The organism is Massilia sp., assembly GCF_031995545.1.
In the GTDB taxonomy this organism is placed as follows: domain Bacteria; phylum Pseudomonadota; class Gammaproteobacteria; order Burkholderiales; family Burkholderiaceae_D; genus Telluria.
This window is the reverse complement of sequence record NZ_DAMAGA010000002.1, coordinates 1-14,985: the sequence shown is the minus strand read 5'-3', so window position 1 is coordinate 14,985 and position 14,985 is coordinate 1. Positions and strand designations below refer to the sequence as shown.

The window sequence follows — 14,985 nt, the reverse complement described above, 5'->3', positions numbered from 1 at the left end:
TCTCTCTCGGTTCAGTAGATCAGTTTGAAGGTGACGGCGGCGTAGCGGCCGGGGCGCGCCAGGCGTTCGATGTCGGCGGCCGCGACCGAGGTCGCGCCCGTGGCGGCCGGCAGGCCGCGCACCGAGGCGTAGTCCCAGTACTTGCGGTCGGCCAGGTTATAGATGCCGGCCGTGATGGCGGCGTGGCGATTGATATTCCAGTACGCGGTCAGGTCCATCACGGTGCTCGACGGGACCGCGAAGCGCGCGGTGGAGACGCCGGCGATCGGGTCCGGCGCGGCCTGCTTGGCGCCGACGTAGACCACGGCGAAGGCGGCGCCGCCGCGCTGTGCCGGGTCGTCCCAGGCCGCGATCAGGCTCGATTTCTTGGGCAGGGTCGAGGCCAGCGCGCTTTCGACGCCGGTCTTGTCGTTGCGCGCCTTGCTGCGCTGGACGCCGCTCGCCAGCGTCAGCTTGGCGCCGGTGAGCGAATCGCTCCACTGGCCCAGGTCCGCGTCCAGCGTCAGCTCGCCGCCCCAGGTGCGCGCGCTGCCGATGTTCTCGGGACGGTACAGGCCGAAGGTGATGGTGGGGTAGTTGACCGGGTCCGGCGCCTGCATCGCGTACTCGATCAGGTTCTTGTAGCGCGTCTCGAACACCGAGGCGTGCAGGCGCAGGCCGCGCGCCAGTTTGCCCTTCAGACCCAGCTCATAGGCGTTGCTGGTTTCCTTGTCCAGGTTCGGGTTGCCGATCACTGCATAGGCGTTGCCGACCGCCGTGTAGCTGAGCGAATCGTAGGTGCCGGTGCGGTCCGAGGCCGACGCCAGGCGGGTGCCGCGGCTGTACTGCAGATAGGCGTCCAGGTTGGGCGCCACGCGTGCGGTGAAGCTCAGGCTGGGTGTGGCGTAGCCGTCGGTTTCCTTCTGCAGCTCGCGGCTGGCGCTGGGGATGCCGATCGCGTAGTTGTCGAGGTTGTCGGGTTTCAGTTCGCGCCAGTTGTAGCGCACGCCCGGGGTCGCGGTCAGCCAGTTCGAGACGGCCAGGTCGGCGCGCACGAACGCGGCCAGCTTGAGCGAATCCATGTCGGCCATGCGGTTCTTGTTGGTGACCTGATGCGCGCCGGTGGCGATGATCAGGCGGTCTTCGCGCCACGGCCGGCTGATGTCGGCTTTCTCCACGCTGAAGCCATAGGCCAGCGTGTGGCCATCGAGGCGCTTGGTCGCATTGCTGGCGAAGCCCACGCTGCGGTTGTCGAAGGCGGTGTAGATGTCGCGCAGCGTCGGCTGGTTGCCGGTGATGTAGCGCGCCAGCGTGCTGTCTTGCGTGATGCTGTCCTGGATGTACAGGCGGCTCTCCAGCGTGTCGAACCAGCTGCCGCCGCCGGTGACCAGGTGGTCGATGCTGGCGCGGTCGCGCCGGATGCGCGAATCCATGGTGGAGCCGTCCGGATACGAGCTGCCTTGCTTGTTGCGGTACTCGCGCTCGTGGTGCGAACGGAAGGCATCGACCGTGGCCGTGAAGCGGTGGCCGGCCCATGGCGACCAGGCCAGCTTGGCCAGTAGCGCGTCCGAATCCCAGTCGTCGGGATTGACCGGCGCGCTGCCTTTTGACTCCATCTGGCGCCCGTCGCGGTGCACCAGCACCGCCAGCGCCTGCAGCATGCCCGACTGGGCGGCGCCGGTGACAGCATGCATGCGCATCTCGCTGGAACCGTCGTAGCCAAACTTGTAGTCGGCGTAGAGCGGCTTGTCGGCGCTGACGTAATCTTCCGGCGCCTTGGTCACGAACAAGACGTTGCCGCCCAGCCCCTGGGCGCCGGTGCCGGCCGGCGCGGTGCCGGAGACGATGGTCACCGAACGGAAGGTCTCGGGATCGAAGTAGTCGCGCCCGACGCCGAAGCTGTTCAGGGTCGACGCATCCGGTTTCGGCGCCGCCTCGGGCAGTTCGATGCCATCCAGTTCCAGACCAACCCGGTTGCCTTCGACGCCGCGGATATTGAAGCCGGTGTTGCCGGCGCCATCCCACACGTTGCCGCTGCCGCTGGCCGCGCCCGGCACGCTGACCAGCGGCGAGTAGCGCGCCATGTTCTGCATGTCGGTCACGCCGCGGCGCGCCAGCGCCGCTTCGTCGAGCACGGTCACGCTGCCGGTCTTGTCCAGGCGCTGGCCGGTGACGACGATGGTGCCGGCTTCGGTCGCCGACGGGGCGACGTCGGCAGCATGGTTAGCGGTCTCGCCGGCCGGACCGGCATGCGCCGGCGCGGCCAGCGCGAAGGTCGAAACCAGGGTGGAAGCGATGAGCTTGGGAAGAAGGCGCAGGCCGGGAGGAGAGGCTGCCATGGTGTCCTGTCGAAAGAGTTATCACACGCCACGCTGGCGCCGAAGGCGCATCGATGGCTCGTCGTTAAGTGAGCTTCATTCAATGAGAATGCTTCTCATTTGCGACGTATACTAAATGATAATGATTCTCGTTCGCAATAGGGTAATGAAGACTTTGATGCAGCTCATCACAGTCCCAGAGAGACCGCATAGCTTGCTAATGAACAATAAATCTTTTTCGTGTAATGACTTTTTGTTTCTGGATGGCATTACAATTGGAAAATTTGCTGAAGCACGGCGGGGCGCTATGAAGAAATGGATTGGCCGCTTGTTGAGCGGGACAGAAAAAGAAACCGAGACCGGCGCCATGGCCAGCATGACGCTGTCGCGCGACGACCAGGAGCAGCTGAGCGCCGACCTGGATGGCGCTTTCTACCGCTGGCTCACCGCATCCGCCGGCTACAACGCGCCGCGCGAAACCGAAGAGCAGGTCATCGCCGAACTCAAGGCGCTGGCACTCGATCCGGGCACCGCGTCCGAGCTGGTGCCGCGTATTCCCGAACTGGTGTCGCAGCTGCTCACCGCCCTCTCCGACGAAAACATCTCGACCGGCGCGCTGTCGCGCCAGGTGGGGCAGGATCTGGTGCTGGTGGCCGAGGTAATCCGCGAAGCCAATAGCGCCTATTACCGTCCGGTGACGCCGATCGAGACGCTGGATGGCGCGGTGACGATGCTGGGCCTGAACGGTCTGCGCATGCTGCTGGCGCGGATCGCCTTCCGTCCGCTGGTGCGCACCCAGAGCCAGGGCGTGGCACGCCAGCTGGCGCCGGTGATCTGGGGCCACGCCGAGCGCTGCGCCTTTGCGTCCAGCGTGATGGCGCCGGGCCTGGCGGCCGGCGTGTTCGAATCGTTCCTGGCAGGGCTGATGCAGAACCTCGGCCTGCAGGTGGCGCTGCGCATCGCCGAGCGCCACGGCGAAGGCGGCAAGGTGCCCGGGTCGGGCGCATTCGGGATCGAGTTGTTCGCCGCCAGCCGCGAGCTGTCGTCGGTGATCGCCAGCCACTGGGACTTCCCGCCCGACGTGGTCGACGCCATCGCGCGCGTGGGCGACCCGGACCCTTCGCACCTGGCGCAGGCCCTGGCCCAGGGCGACCGCATCGCCAAGCTGCGCTTGCTGCTGGATGCCGAGATCATCGACGAGGACGACAGCCTGGTGGTCGATGGGCTGAACGGCTTCCAGCGCCGCTGCCTGGGCAAGCTGGCCGACCTGGCCAAGTAAAAAGGCGCTGTCATCGTTAGATATGGATGAATCCGAATGCGATGCGCAGTAATTGCTCGACAGAAGCGATTCGGCCGCCATCAAGAGCCCAATGCCAGCCCAGGTAGTTCGGCAGGCGGCATGAGGCCACGCCATGAAAGCGCGCCAGCCATTCCTTGAACCGTCGATGGTAGGCATTGACGTTTTGCACATGGATGGCGCCCCGGGCGCTCGCGCGCACCCGTGCGCCGGCTTGCAGATTGACTGCCTGGTGCGCGATGCCGTACTCACGTACGAAGCGCCGGTAGGCGGCATTGGCGTCCGTGACGAGCAACGCTTGAGCGTCGAGCTTCGGTAGCAGGTGCCGGACCAGCTGGGATGCCTTCAGGGCGCCGCGGCCGGTAACGGCGTCGATGGTGTTGCCGTTGCGGTCGCGCGCCACCAGGATGCAATCGAGGTGGTGCGAAATGCCGCGCAGGGCGGCTTTGCCGCCACGCCTGCGCGGCATGCGGTCGAGCTTGCGTGAGCCCTTCTGCGATTCGAGAAGAAATGTCTCGTCGGCCTCGACGATTCCGCTCAGCTGCGCCGGCCGGTCGTCCTTGACGCGCTCGAGAAAGCGATGGCGCCAGCGAAACGCGGTGTTGCGATGGACGCCGACCCGCCTGGCGGCGGCGCGTACCGTCAGCGAGTCCAGCAAGACGCTCAGGTAATCGAGCCATTTGCCTTTCAGCCTGAGCCGCGCCAGAGGCGTGCCGGTCAGGTCGTTGAAAGTGCGGCCGCAGGCGCGGCACCGGAAACGCTGCAGATCGTTGGCGCGGCCATGCCGGTGCCAATGTTCGCTGTTGCAACGGGGACAGCGACGTCCGGCAGAGCGGATTTCTCCGATGAGAGCGATGATCCGATCGAGCCCAGCCGCCGGATGCAGGGCGTCGAGCACTTGCAGCCGCTGCGGCTGGTTAAGCAGTGGGAGCTGCGCGAAAAACTTCGCAAACCGTGGCGCCTTCACGATCCTCCCCTATCGACGACGATAGGTGTTGGACCGTTGATCAGCTCAGCAGTTCAATCCTCATCCATATCTAACGTTGACAGCGCCAATAAAAAAAAGCCGCCGCGCTGCATGCGCAGCGGGCGGCTTGACTCCCTCAGCGAATCTTATGCGCGCGCGGCGATGCCGCGGCGGCGCAGCGCCGCCACGCCTGCGAGGCCCGCGCCGATCAGCAGCATGCTGGCCGGTTCCGGCACTTCCGCCGTGCCGTCCACCACTGCCAGTTGCGCCGCCGCCGCAGTGACCGCGATATCGGTCCCGGTGCTGGTCAGCACCAGCAGGTCGGAGAACGACAGCGCGCTGGTGCCGACGCCGATCGCCTCGAAGCGGATGTTGGCCAGGATGCCGCTGCCCGATACGCCCGGACCGCCGCCGTACAGTGTGTTGAAGACGAACGAGATGGTGCCGGTGCCGTTGTCGATGGTGCCGGGCTCGCCGAAGGTGCTGCCGCCGGTGCCCAGGAAGCCGCCTTCCGAGATGCCGACCGCGCGCAGGTAGCGCGCATCGTAGTTGATCGAGAACTGGTAGGTGTACAGGTCGCTCACGTCGGCGATATTGACCGCGTAGTCCTGCACGCTTCCGAGCGTGACCGGGCTGGTGCCGGTGTCGAACGACAGGATCGGGTCGGCCCAGGCTTGGGCGCAGGCGCCGAGCAAGGCTGCGGCGACGAGATTTTTCCAGAGTTTCATGTGTGTTCCTTGGCCCGAAGGCGAATGTTTGTTCAAGACCGCCAGGTGCGCACACCCGGCGGAACGTCGTTAATGCACGCCGCCGCTTACGAGCACGACAGGCCTGGGGTGGTGCGCTGCGCCACGAAGTTCAGGTCGCGCGCATCGACCACGCCGTCGCCATTGACGTCGGCGCGCGGGTCGAACCCGGCCTGGCCGGTGCGCTTGCCGAGCGAAGCGCGTACCAGCGACAGGTCGGCGCAATTGATGGCGCCATCGCCGTTGGCGTCGCCCGCCAGGCGCAGCGTGAAGTTGGTGTTGTTGATGTCGAAGAACACGTTGCCGACCGCTTCCACCTTGACCCGCGCCTGCGTCGTCGCCAGCGCCGGATAGGTCACCGTCGCGCTGCCGGTGTTCGGCACGCTCTCGGCCAGCACGTACGGCCAGGTGGCGCCGCCGTCGGCCGACAGCGTGATCTTCACGTTCTGGGTGGAGACCGGTGCGGTGTTGGTGTTGGCCACGCTCCAGGTGACGGTCTGGCTGGTGCCGGAAGCGAGCACGACGTCCGCGTTATCCAGCCCGGTAACCAGGAACGGGCCCGCGTTCGGCGCCAGCACCAGGGTCGTGGTGGCGCTGTTGACACCGCCCCGGCCGTCGCGCGCGGTCAGCTTGAAGTTGAGCGAGGCCGGCGACGCGTTCACGCCGGTGTAGCCGACATAGGCGGCGGTCGGCAGGAACTCCGAGAAGCAGTCGATCTGCGCCGCCGTTGGCGTGGCGCTGGCCACCGGGCAGGCGCCGCTTTCGGCGTTGGTGTTGTTGGCCAGGATCTGCACCATGTCAGGGAACACGCGGGTCGGGTTGGTGGTGACCTGGTTCTGGCCCGGCGAATAGTATTCCAGCGTGCCGCTGCTGGTGACCACGGCGCGGGTGCCGAACTGGCGGAACAGCGGACCGTTGGTCTTGATGTTGCTCACCAGGCCGGTGCCGGATGGGCCGCCGCGGTCGTTCTGCTCCCACATGTAGGTGAGGGCTTCGTCGTCGGCATCGGTCGCGCTGCCGGTGAGGGCGAACGGCGTGCGCACCGGGATGGTGTAGCCCTGCGGCACGCTGACCACCGGTGCGCTGTTGCCGCTGTCCGAGACCGCGCCACGGCGGGTGGTGGCGCCGCCGGCGGTGATCTCGCCGACGAAGCCGCTGCAATCGCCGCTGCAGCTGACCAGCTCCAGGGCAGGCACGTTGATGCCGGCCAGGGTACCGCCGAAATTGATGGTGAAGCCGGTGTCGCTAAGGACGCTGACGGTCGCTATGGCGCCGGCCGGCCAGCCGGCAATGCCCTCGATTGCTGCCCTGACACCGGTAATGTTGAAGTTCTCGCCGCGCACGATCGGCGCCGACAGGCTGCCGTTGTAGCTGAGCTGGAACGATTGGCCGTTGGTGGCGAAGCCGCGCAGCACCGCCATCTGCACTTCGCTCAGGATGCTTTCCGGGCTCGTGGTAAGGGCGACGATCTCGTCGAAGCTGCGCTGCGACCAATACGGGTCGCTGTGCGGCTGCAGGTTGTCGCTGCTGCAAATGCCGGCGTAGGCCATGATCGACGAGCCGCTGCCCGGTTCGACCGAATTGGCCGCGCTGCGGTTGCCGCCGGCGCAGCTGCCGTTGACGCCGTTGAAGGTGTGGTTGCCGGCGAACTGGTGGCCCAGCTCGTGCGCCACGTAGTCGACCGCGAAGAAGTCGCCCACCGGGGTTGGCAAACCGGTGCAGCCCTGCGCCTTGGCGTTGCCGCCCACCACGCCCAGGCTGGCGATGCCGCCGCCGTTCAGGCCCAGGGCGATGTGGCCGACATCGAAGTTGCTGGCGCCCGCCAGCAGGCCGGCCACCACGCGGTTGCGCGACAATGTGCTGCTGCTGCAGGTCTGTGCCTGGCTCGGGGTGAAGCAGGCCGCGCCGCCGCAGGGGCCGTCGGTGCCGGTCATCTCGGCCGCGGTGTTCAGATTCAGCCTGTCGGTGGCGTCGATCAGCACCAGGCTGATCGAGGTTTCGTCTTCGTAGATCTGGGTCACGCGGTTGATCAGGGTGACCTTGGCCGCGGTGACGTTGGCGGCGCCGAAGTAATTGGCGTAGGACGGGTCGGTGACCAGTGCCAGGCGATAGGTGCGCAGCACGTTGCCGGTCGCGGCCAGCGGCGACATCTCTTCATCGATCACGCGGAACGGCGCGCTGGTGCTGTTGCGGCCATCGCTGGCGCTCAGCTCGAAGGCGCCCAGGCTGACGGCGCCGGCCGGCAGGGTGACGGCGATGCTGCCTTTCTCGTCGGCCACGGCATTCACGTTGTGCAGCGCGCCGCTGTCGCCTTCGCCGCGCACCGACAGGGTGACCGAGGCGCCCGGCGCGAAGCCGGCGCCGCGTATGTCGACCGCTTCGCCTTCCTTGTAGAACGAGCGCGACAGGCTCAGGCTGGCTTCATCCAGGTCGCCTTCGATCAGCGGACCGTGCTGGTTCTGCAGGTCGCCGCGGCTGTAGCTGGCATAGACGCCCGTGTCGTTCTGGTAGTACGGGTCGACATACCAGCCGCCGGATGGCGAGCGCACCGAGGCGTGCAGGCCGAGCGGCGTGACGTCCATGCGCAGCGTCGCGTCCGGATCGTCGACGCCCTTGCCCTTATAGGTCTTGATGCCCGGGTGCTTGGCGGCCAGGCCCGGCTCCATGATCGGCGATTCGACCAGCGTGAAGCGCTGGTAGCCGCCGGCCGGATGCGGCAGTGAAATGGTGAGGCCGGCAGAGAGCGCGCGCTCGCCGCGCGCCAGCGGTGCCCCAGCCAACTGCGACTGGATCCCGGCCAGGTCGAGCGTCGCGGCGCGCAGGCGGCGCAGCTTGAACGCCGGCGTCTTGCCGCGCGCGGTCGCCGACAGGGCGATGGTGGTGTCCTGCCAGAACGGCGCGGCGCGTTGGGTGACCGGCGCCGTGGCGTCGGCCTGGAAGGCGTGCGCCACCGGCGCCGCGCCGGCGAAGGCGAGTGCGATGCACAGGGCCAGGGTGCGGTAGCGGGTGGAGCTGGTGCGCTGGGCGGGATGCGTTTGATGCGGCGCGCCGTGTTGCGGCGAGCTCGAAGGCTTCGTTCTCATGCGTAGACCTTTCGGGACTGATGTCCTGCTTTGGTGGGGTGTGGTTTTCCGTGCTGCCGTCTTTTTGTCTTGCTGCGGTGATACGTACTGCGGTGGTACGTGGTGCGGTGATACGTATTGCGGTGATACGTATTGCGGTGGAACGCCTTACGGTGGTACTGCGACAGCGCCTCGGATGATGCAATCAATACAACGCGCGTAGGGCAATAGTATTGCTATATTTCTATTGAATGCAAGTTAATATTTTCTTGTTGCAATTATGTTGAATGGACATTGCGGGCTGGCGCAAAAACGGGCACGCGAGCGCCATGCATGCCGCATGGGCTGGCGTGTTTTGAAGGCAGGCGGCGTCCGCACTGGACGCAAGGCGGAGGTGTTGGTGCGCGCTCAAGCCATGACGGCCAGCCGGTAGCAGGCGTCATTGGCGGACGCGCCGGCATGCGCACGTGGTTGCGGCGCATCGCTGATGACCAGTGGTTGTTCACCACCCAGCAGGGTGGTCATGGCGGCAATATCGGCGCCGTCCAGCGCCGTGTGGAAGCGGCGGATCAGGTCGCGGCACAGCTTGTCGTCGGGCGTCATGTTGCCGTCGTCCCGACTGACGGCCTGGCGCAGCCGGCGGCGCGCCCGCGCCAGGTGCTGGCGCGCGGCGTCGACCCTGGTGCTGAGCACCGCCGCGATATCGGCATGCGGACAGTCGAATACCTCATGCAGCACCAGCGCCAGGCGCTCGGACGGCGACAGGCAGGCCAGCATGCGCGCCAGCGCCGCGCCCAGCTCGGCGCGTTGCAGCAGCCGGTCTTCCGGCGTGGGCACGAGCGCTTCGGCGGCCGGTGCGTCGGCGCCGTGCAGGGCGGTCTCTTCGCGCAGGCGCCGGCGCAGGTGGTCGATCGATCCGTGCCGCACCACGGTCGTCAGCCATGCGGCCGGCGTCGCCAGCGCCTGGCGTTCGGCGTGCTGCCACTTGATGAAGCTGTCCTGCACGATGTCCTCGGCGTCGGCCTGGCTGCCAACGATGCGGCGGCTGATCGCGGTCAAGCGCGGCCGCAGCTGCTCGAACAGGGCGGCGTCAGGGTCTGGCGTGCGTGGCATCGTGGGTCTCCCGGTTGCATGGCTGGTGCTGCATGATGCATGGGAGCGTCGGGACGTGACACGGCAAGCATATATTTTTTCGGCGTCACGCGCGAGGATTCGCGGGCGTCATGGCGGTATCGGATCGATAGCGCGATCCGCGACTCTCCTCGAAAGGACCGGCATGACCCCACAACCACCGCTCGGACTGGGCCTGGTGCCCACCGTGATCGAGCAATCCGGGCGCGGCGAACGCGCCTTCGACATCTACTCGCGCCTGCTCAAGGAGCGGGTAATCTTTTTGGTAGGCGAGGTGACCGAGCAATCGGCCAACCTGATCGTCGCCCAGCTGCTGTTTCTGGAGTCGGACAATCCGGACAAGGACATCGCGCTGTACATCAATTCGCCGGGCGGCTCGGTGTACGCCGGCATGGCCGTGTACGACACGATGCAGTTCATCCGGCCCGACGTGTCGACGCTGTGCACCGGCTTCGCGGCCAGCATGGGCGCGATCCTGCTGGCGGCCGGCGCCACCGGCAAACGCTACGCGCTGCCGAATGCCCGCATCATGATCCACCAGCCGCACGGCGGCTCGCAGGGCGTGGCGGCCGACATCGAGATCCAGGCGCGCGAAGTGCTGTACCAGCGCCATCGCCTCAACACGCTGCTGGCCGAACGCACCGGCCAGCCGTTGGCGCGGATCGAGAAGGATTCGGACCGCGACAATTACATGTCGGCGCGCGACGCGGCCGGGTATGGCCTGATCGACCGGGTGCTGGTGGCGCGCGACGCCGATCCGGAAGGAGGCTGAGCGACGCGCGCCGTCGCTTCAGTGCGGCGTCTTTTCGTCGGGGCGCAGGGTCAGCACGCGCACGCCGTGGCGGGTCACGGCGACGGTATGCTCGAACTGCGCCGACAGCTGGCCGTCGCGCGTGACGACGGTCCAGCCATCGTCTTCGGTGCGCACGCCGCGCCGGCCCTGGTTGAGCATCGGCTCGATGGTGAACACCATTCCTTCGCGCAGCACGATGCCGGTGTCCGGCTGGCCCCAGTGCAGCACCTGCGGTTCTTCATGCATCTCGCGCCCGATGCCATGGCCGCAGTATTCGCGCACCACCGAGTAGCCGTGCTTGCGCGCGTGGCGCTCGATCGCATGCCCCACGTCGCCCAGCCTGGCGCCGGGCCGCACCGCCTTGATCCCTTGCCACATCGCCTGATAGGTCGTCTGCACCAGGCGCTGCGCCAGCGGCCCGACTTGGCCCACCAGGTAGGTCTTGCTGGAGTCGGCGATGTAGCCGTGCTTCTCCAGCGTGATGTCGAAGTTGACGATGTCGCCGCTTTTCAGCACCTCGGCATCGGACGGCACGCCGTGGCACACCACGTGGTTGCGCGAAGAATTGAGCGCATAGGCGTAACCGTATTGTCCCTTGCTGGCGGGGCGCGCCTTGAGCGTGTCGACGATCAGGGCGTCGACCAGGTCGTTGACCTGCATGGTCGACATGCCAATCAGGTCCAGGCCATCGAGGTGGGTGAACACGTCTGCCAGCAGCTTGCCCGACTGCGCCATCAGCGCGATTTCTTCCGGTCGCTTGACCATCTAGGCGGCCTTGACCGACTGCGGCACCACGCCCGCGGCGCGCAGTTCACGCGCGACGATCTCGTTGAAGCTGACGGTCGGATTCATCTCGCACAGCATGCCGATCTTGATCCAGAACGCGGCTTGCGCGTTGATCGAGCGGCACGAGACCACGCTGGCCTTGCGCATCTGGTCGTGCAGTTCGTCGTCGATGTTTACGATGCCCATGAATTTCTCCTGATTATATGATCCATATACGAATCATATATTCAGTGTTCGGGTCAGCGCAAGCTGTTGCAGCGATGAGGACCACCTCCCAGTTGCCTCGACCTGTTGTTGATCATTTGTCTTTTCGATGGAAATGCGGAGCTAGATCAACTGTGCCAACTGTTCTATTCAGATCGCATGGACAGGTAAAAAACCGATCGGTACGATGCGTTCGCTATATTTTTGGTCAAAGCGTTCGGTCTGTGTCGTGTACGTCAGGTGCGCTCGCTGGCCGCTCGTCATCGACATCTGCATGTGGGGTAATCCTTCCAATGGCCGATCTGAATACACTCGCCGCTCTTGGCCAAGCACTTATTGGCCAGCACAATCGCCTCATCAAACTCACTACTGTCCTCGGCGATGATGTGCTCCTGCCGCAACGGGTGCTCGCCAATGAGCGGCTTGGCAGAAGCTACGAGTACACGATCGATCTCGTTTGCGTGCACGATGACATCGAACTCAAGACGCTGATCGCCAAACCGGTGACGCTATGGCTTCAACAGGCTGATCGCAGCTATCTGCCGGTGCACGGCTATGCATACTCGGTCAAACGCCTCGGAAGCGATGGACAGCTGACCTACTGCCAGATGTCCATTGCACCATGGCTGCATTTCCTGCGATTTCGGCGCGACGCACGCATCTGGCAGGACAAGACGGCCGACGACATCTTGACCGATGTATTTTCAAAACATTCCCAAGCGCAGGGTAACTTCCGCTTCGATCTCAGCCGGCCCGCTACCCCGCGGTCCTACTGTACGCAATACGAAACCGACTGGCATTTTGCTCACCGCCTGATGGAAGAGGAAGGGTGGTATGGTTACCACGAGCAGGATGCAGCCGGTGCAGGCCATATACTGGTTATCACGGATACAACTGACCAGCTCAAGCCGGTCAGCCAGCGGCACATCGAATTTCACGGTGCCGGCACGGTCGACGAAGCACACAAAATCGTGCACTGGAGTGCAAGCCGCAACCTGGCGCCAAGTCGCTATGCCAGTAAGACCGACGATTACAAATCTCCTAACACGCCCAAGGAGAGCGTCAGCGCCGTTCTCCCGGAACATGGTGACTTGCCAAGTCAACTGGAGGTGTACGAATACACCGGCGCTTATACCTATTTGCTGCCGGAGCAGGGCGACCGCAAGCGCGCATTCGCATGGAGGAGTGGGAATCGAGCATGAAGCGATTCTTCGGCGTCTCGGCCGTACGTTCTCTTTCGGTGGGCAAGTGGTTCTCGCTTGAGCATCATCCGATACACCAGGATGATGTAAAGGAAGACCGGGAGTTTATCGTCATTGCCGTCGAATGGTGTATCGAAAATAATCTGCCATTGTCGAACCGGTCCAGGGATTTCCCTGGAAGCCTCCTGCGGCAGGTCAACGCTTTCAAGTTGGCCATTGGACGAGGCGCCGGTCAGACTGAGCCAGGTGGCGAGAGGAAGATCGACACCGGGCAGACAGGCCATTGCTTCAACCGCTTTGAGGTCCAGCGACGCAAGGTACCGTACCGCAGTCCAACGGAACACGTCAAACCGGAGGTTCATCCGCAAACCGCGGTCGTGGTCGGTCCGGCTGGGGAGGAGATATATACCGACCATCTGAATCGCGTCAAAGTCCGCTTGCGCTGGGATCGCCTGAATCCCGGCGACGAACGCGCCTCCTGCTGGGTACGGGTCAGCTACCCGAATGCCGGCCAGGGATGGGGCGGCATTAACGTGCCACGCATAGGACAAGAGGTGATCGTCACCTTCCTGGGTGGCGATGCGGACCGGCCTGTCATTACCGGGCGTCTCTATAACGAAGACCAGGGACCACAGTGGCACACGAACGGCAGGCTTTCCGGCGTCAAGTCGAAGGAATTTAACGGGAGCGGCTTCAATCAGCTTGTCCTTGACGACACTACAGGTCAGAACAGGGTGCAGCTATACAGCACCAGCGCGCATACGCAGTTGAACCTCGGTTACCTGGTGAGCCAGAGCGGCAATGCGCGCCAACGGTTCTTCGGTTCGGGGTTCTCTCTCAGCACCGATGATTTCGGCGCGATCGTCACCTATAAAGGCTTGTACATCAGTACCTTTGGCCGACCGGGTGCACAAGGAACCCAGCTGGATGCATCCGATGCCACGGGGTTGCTGAAGTCCGGCGCTTCTCTGACCAAAACGCTTTCAGATGCGGCAGCCAAATCAGGCGCTGAATCATTGGCGGGACAAGAGGCGCTAGACCAATTTATCGATGCAACAGAGGACCGCTACACCGGCGACGGCCAGACGGAAGCAAATCGTTTTAAAGAGCCGGTATTGCTGACAGCGTCGGCATCGGACATCGGCATTACAAGTACCAAAAGCACCCATGTGCACGCCGGCGAATCGGTGAATTTGTCGTCCGGCCGGGATGCCAATATCGCTGTTGGTAAAAGCCTGTTTGCAAGTGTGGCGGAGAAGATTAGTCTGTTCGCAGCCAACGCAGGTATCAAGTTGTTCGCGGCGAAAGGGAAGGTTGAAGTCCAGGCGCAGAGCGATGATCTGAACATCATTGCAGAGAAGGTACTTCGCCTGCTGTCGACAACATCCAGGATCGAAATCCATGCAAAGGATGAGGTGATGATCTCCGCCGGAGGATCGTCGATCAAGATCGATGCAAGTGGCATCACCAACACTACGCCAGGCAAATGGACTGCGAATGCGTCGATGCACCTGATGCCTGGGCCAGGGACCAGCAATTATGTGATGCCGCATCTGCAGAAATCGGAACTGCAAAAGACCGATCTCGAATTTCGTCATCTGACCGATTGGGGCGCGCCGCTGGCAGGCGCGGCTTTCAAAGCGACGCTGAGCGACGGCAGTACGCGTAAAGGCACGCTCGACGCGGAAGGTATAGCCCGTATCAGCGGTGTCCCAGCCGGCACGATGGCAAAGATCGAATACGACTACCGGCCCCTGGAAGCAAGTTCTACGGTGTCGTGCGAGATGGATGAGGACATCGATGAGTTGCTGAACTGGACGCCGGGCAGTATGGAGGGGAAGGTATGAGCAAGAAGCCTCCGCAGTCAGATGCCGACTCGATACTGGAAGAGGGCTGGAATCATATCGTTGGCGGTATGAGTTGGCTGAAATCAGTATTCTTCGGTGAGTTTGCAGATAATCGACCGCTCTCCGCTGTGATTGCAGACATGCTCGTCAGTTTCTTGCCAGGCGTTGTGATCGTTACCAGTGCACGTGATGCTGTCGCTGTAGTGTTGAGGCTGGCTAATCATCCTGAAAAGCGTGAGGAGCTGATGGAGTGGGTACTTTTGTGTGCCTGCCTCATCACCATTGCCCTGCCACTAGCGATGGCAGCTGGCGGTGCCGCCGCCGCAGGTGTTGGCGCTGTTGTTGCCGGGATCGCGGGTTCCGAGCTTGCAGCCGCGCTGCGTGGTGTCATGCTCATGCTTATTAAGAAAGCGTCGGCGCTGGTGGATCTCGTGCTCTTCCTGCAAAAATTTATCAAGGGCGATGTCTTGAAATTTTTGCGTGCGGTTAAGTTCGCCAAGTACGATAAAGCTCTGCTTCAGGCATTGACAAAGGTAACTGGAAAGCTTCTTGGGATCGTTAAGTCATTGCGGCAGCATCTTGAGAATCTGAAGTATTTTGGTAATCCCCCCACAAAAAGAGCGCGATCAGAAGTAGAATTTTCTACTTAAGAC

At 63.9% G+C, this 14,985-nt stretch carries 12 protein-coding genes and 1 pseudogene; 5 read left to right on the top strand and 8 right to left on the bottom strand.

Annotation, left to right across the window (positions count from 1 at the left end):
- Positions 1-11 precede the first annotated feature (11 nt).
- Positions 12-2,318 (bottom strand): TonB-dependent receptor domain-containing protein, encoded by a 2,307-nt coding sequence (locus RTQ83_RS01925; RefSeq protein WP_312510892.1) that lies wholly within the window; start codon positions 2,316-2,318, stop codon positions 12-14.
- Between the two features lie 286 nt (positions 2,319-2,604).
- On the opposite strand from RTQ83_RS01925, the gene RTQ83_RS01920 reads away from it, so the two are divergent.
- On the top strand, positions 2,605-3,576 hold the full coding sequence (locus RTQ83_RS01920; RefSeq protein WP_312510891.1) for an HDOD domain-containing protein: 972 nt from the start codon (positions 2,605-2,607) through the stop codon (positions 3,574-3,576).
- Between the two features lie 16 nt (positions 3,577-3,592).
- On the opposite strand, the gene RTQ83_RS01915 is transcribed toward RTQ83_RS01920, so the two are convergent.
- The 4 genes from RTQ83_RS01915 to RTQ83_RS01900 form a co-directional block, all read right to left on the bottom strand.
- On the bottom strand, positions 3,593-4,561 hold the full coding sequence (locus RTQ83_RS01915) for an IS1595 family transposase (RefSeq protein WP_312510890.1): 969 nt from the start codon (positions 4,559-4,561) through the stop codon (positions 3,593-3,595).
- Positions 4,562-4,707: 146 nt separating this feature from the next.
- Complete coding sequence (locus RTQ83_RS01910; RefSeq protein WP_312510889.1) at positions 4,708-5,289, bottom strand: cohesin domain-containing protein; 582 nt, start codon at positions 5,287-5,289, stop codon at positions 4,708-4,710.
- 86 nt (positions 5,290-5,375) lie between these two features.
- Positions 5,376-8,390 (bottom strand): M12 family metallo-peptidase, encoded by a 3,015-nt coding sequence (locus RTQ83_RS01905; protein WP_312510888.1) that lies wholly within the window; start codon positions 8,388-8,390, stop codon positions 5,376-5,378.
- A gap of 387 nt (positions 8,391-8,777) precedes the next feature.
- Positions 8,778-9,482 (bottom strand): sigma-70 family RNA polymerase sigma factor, encoded by a 705-nt coding sequence (locus tag RTQ83_RS01900; protein WP_312510887.1) that lies wholly within the window; start codon positions 9,480-9,482, stop codon positions 8,778-8,780.
- A 163-nt stretch (positions 9,483-9,645) separates the two neighbouring features.
- Between RTQ83_RS01900 and clpP the strand changes: the two genes are divergently transcribed.
- Positions 9,646-10,272, top strand: a complete 627-nt coding sequence (gene clpP, locus RTQ83_RS01895; RefSeq protein WP_312510886.1) for an ATP-dependent Clp endopeptidase proteolytic subunit ClpP — start codon at positions 9,646-9,648, stop codon at positions 10,270-10,272.
- 18 nt (positions 10,273-10,290) lie between these two features.
- On the opposite strand, the gene map is transcribed toward clpP, so the two are convergent.
- The 3 genes from map to RTQ83_RS01880 form a co-directional block, all read right to left on the bottom strand.
- A complete protein-coding gene (gene map, locus RTQ83_RS01890; protein ID WP_312510885.1) occupies positions 10,291-11,058 on the bottom strand; it encodes a type I methionyl aminopeptidase in 768 nt (255 codons plus the stop codon).
- Positions 11,059-11,265: a ParD-like family protein gene (locus RTQ83_RS01885; protein WP_312510883.1), complete on the bottom strand. Its 207-nt coding sequence runs from the start codon at positions 11,263-11,265 to the stop codon at positions 11,059-11,061.
- Positions 11,266-11,433: 168 nt separating this feature from the next.
- On the bottom strand, positions 11,434-11,559 hold the full coding sequence (locus RTQ83_RS01880) for a hypothetical protein (protein ID WP_312510882.1): 126 nt from the start codon (positions 11,557-11,559) through the stop codon (positions 11,434-11,436).
- Between the two features lie 182 nt (positions 11,560-11,741).
- On the opposite strand from RTQ83_RS01880, the pseudogene RTQ83_RS24260 reads away from it, so the two are divergent.
- The 3 genes and pseudogenes from RTQ83_RS24260 to RTQ83_RS01865 form a co-directional block, all read left to right on the top strand.
- Positions 11,742-13,420 (top strand): annotated as a pseudogene (locus RTQ83_RS24260) (type VI secretion system Vgr family protein); the annotation flags it as partial.
- 12 nt (positions 13,421-13,432) lie between these two features.
- The gene (locus RTQ83_RS24255) at positions 13,433-14,332 is read left to right on the top strand and encodes a DUF2345 domain-containing protein (RefSeq protein ID WP_409456072.1); all 900 of its coding nucleotides are present in this window, start codon (positions 13,433-13,435) and stop codon (positions 14,330-14,332) included.
- Positions 14,329-14,982 (top strand): hypothetical protein, encoded by a 654-nt coding sequence (locus RTQ83_RS01865; protein WP_312510879.1) that lies wholly within the window; start codon positions 14,329-14,331, stop codon positions 14,980-14,982. Before RTQ83_RS24255 ends, RTQ83_RS01865 begins: the two co-directional genes overlap by 4 nt.
- The last annotated feature ends 3 nt before the right edge of the window (positions 14,983-14,985 follow it).

Coding starts and splice junctions, on each gene's coding strand:
- RTQ83_RS01925 (WP_312510892.1), bottom strand. CDS start 2,318: ATGGCAGCCTCTCCTCCCGGCCTGCGCCTTCTTCCCAAGCTCATCGCT.
- RTQ83_RS01920 (WP_312510891.1), top strand. CDS start 2,605: ATGAAGAAATGGATTGGCCGCTTGTTGAGCGGGACAGAAAAAGAAACC.
- RTQ83_RS01910 (WP_312510889.1), bottom strand. CDS start 5,289: ATGAAACTCTGGAAAAATCTCGTCGCCGCAGCCTTGCTCGGCGCCTGC.
- RTQ83_RS01905 (WP_312510888.1), bottom strand. CDS start 8,390: ATGAGAACGAAGCCTTCGAGCTCGCCGCAACACGGCGCGCCGCATCAA.
- RTQ83_RS01900 (WP_312510887.1), bottom strand. CDS start 9,482: ATGCCACGCACGCCAGACCCTGACGCCGCCCTGTTCGAGCAGCTGCGG.
- clpP (WP_312510886.1), top strand. CDS start 9,646: ATGACCCCACAACCACCGCTCGGACTGGGCCTGGTGCCCACCGTGATC.
- map (WP_312510885.1), bottom strand. CDS start 11,058: ATGGTCAAGCGACCGGAAGAAATCGCGCTGATGGCGCAGTCGGGCAAG.
- RTQ83_RS01885 (WP_312510883.1), bottom strand. CDS start 11,265: ATGGGCATCGTAAACATCGACGACGAACTGCACGACCAGATGCGCAAG.
- RTQ83_RS01880 (WP_312510882.1), bottom strand. CDS start 11,559: ATGCAGATGTCGATGACGAGCGGCCAGCGAGCGCACCTGACGTACACG.
- RTQ83_RS01865 (WP_312510879.1), top strand. CDS start 14,329: ATGAGCAAGAAGCCTCCGCAGTCAGATGCCGACTCGATACTGGAAGAG.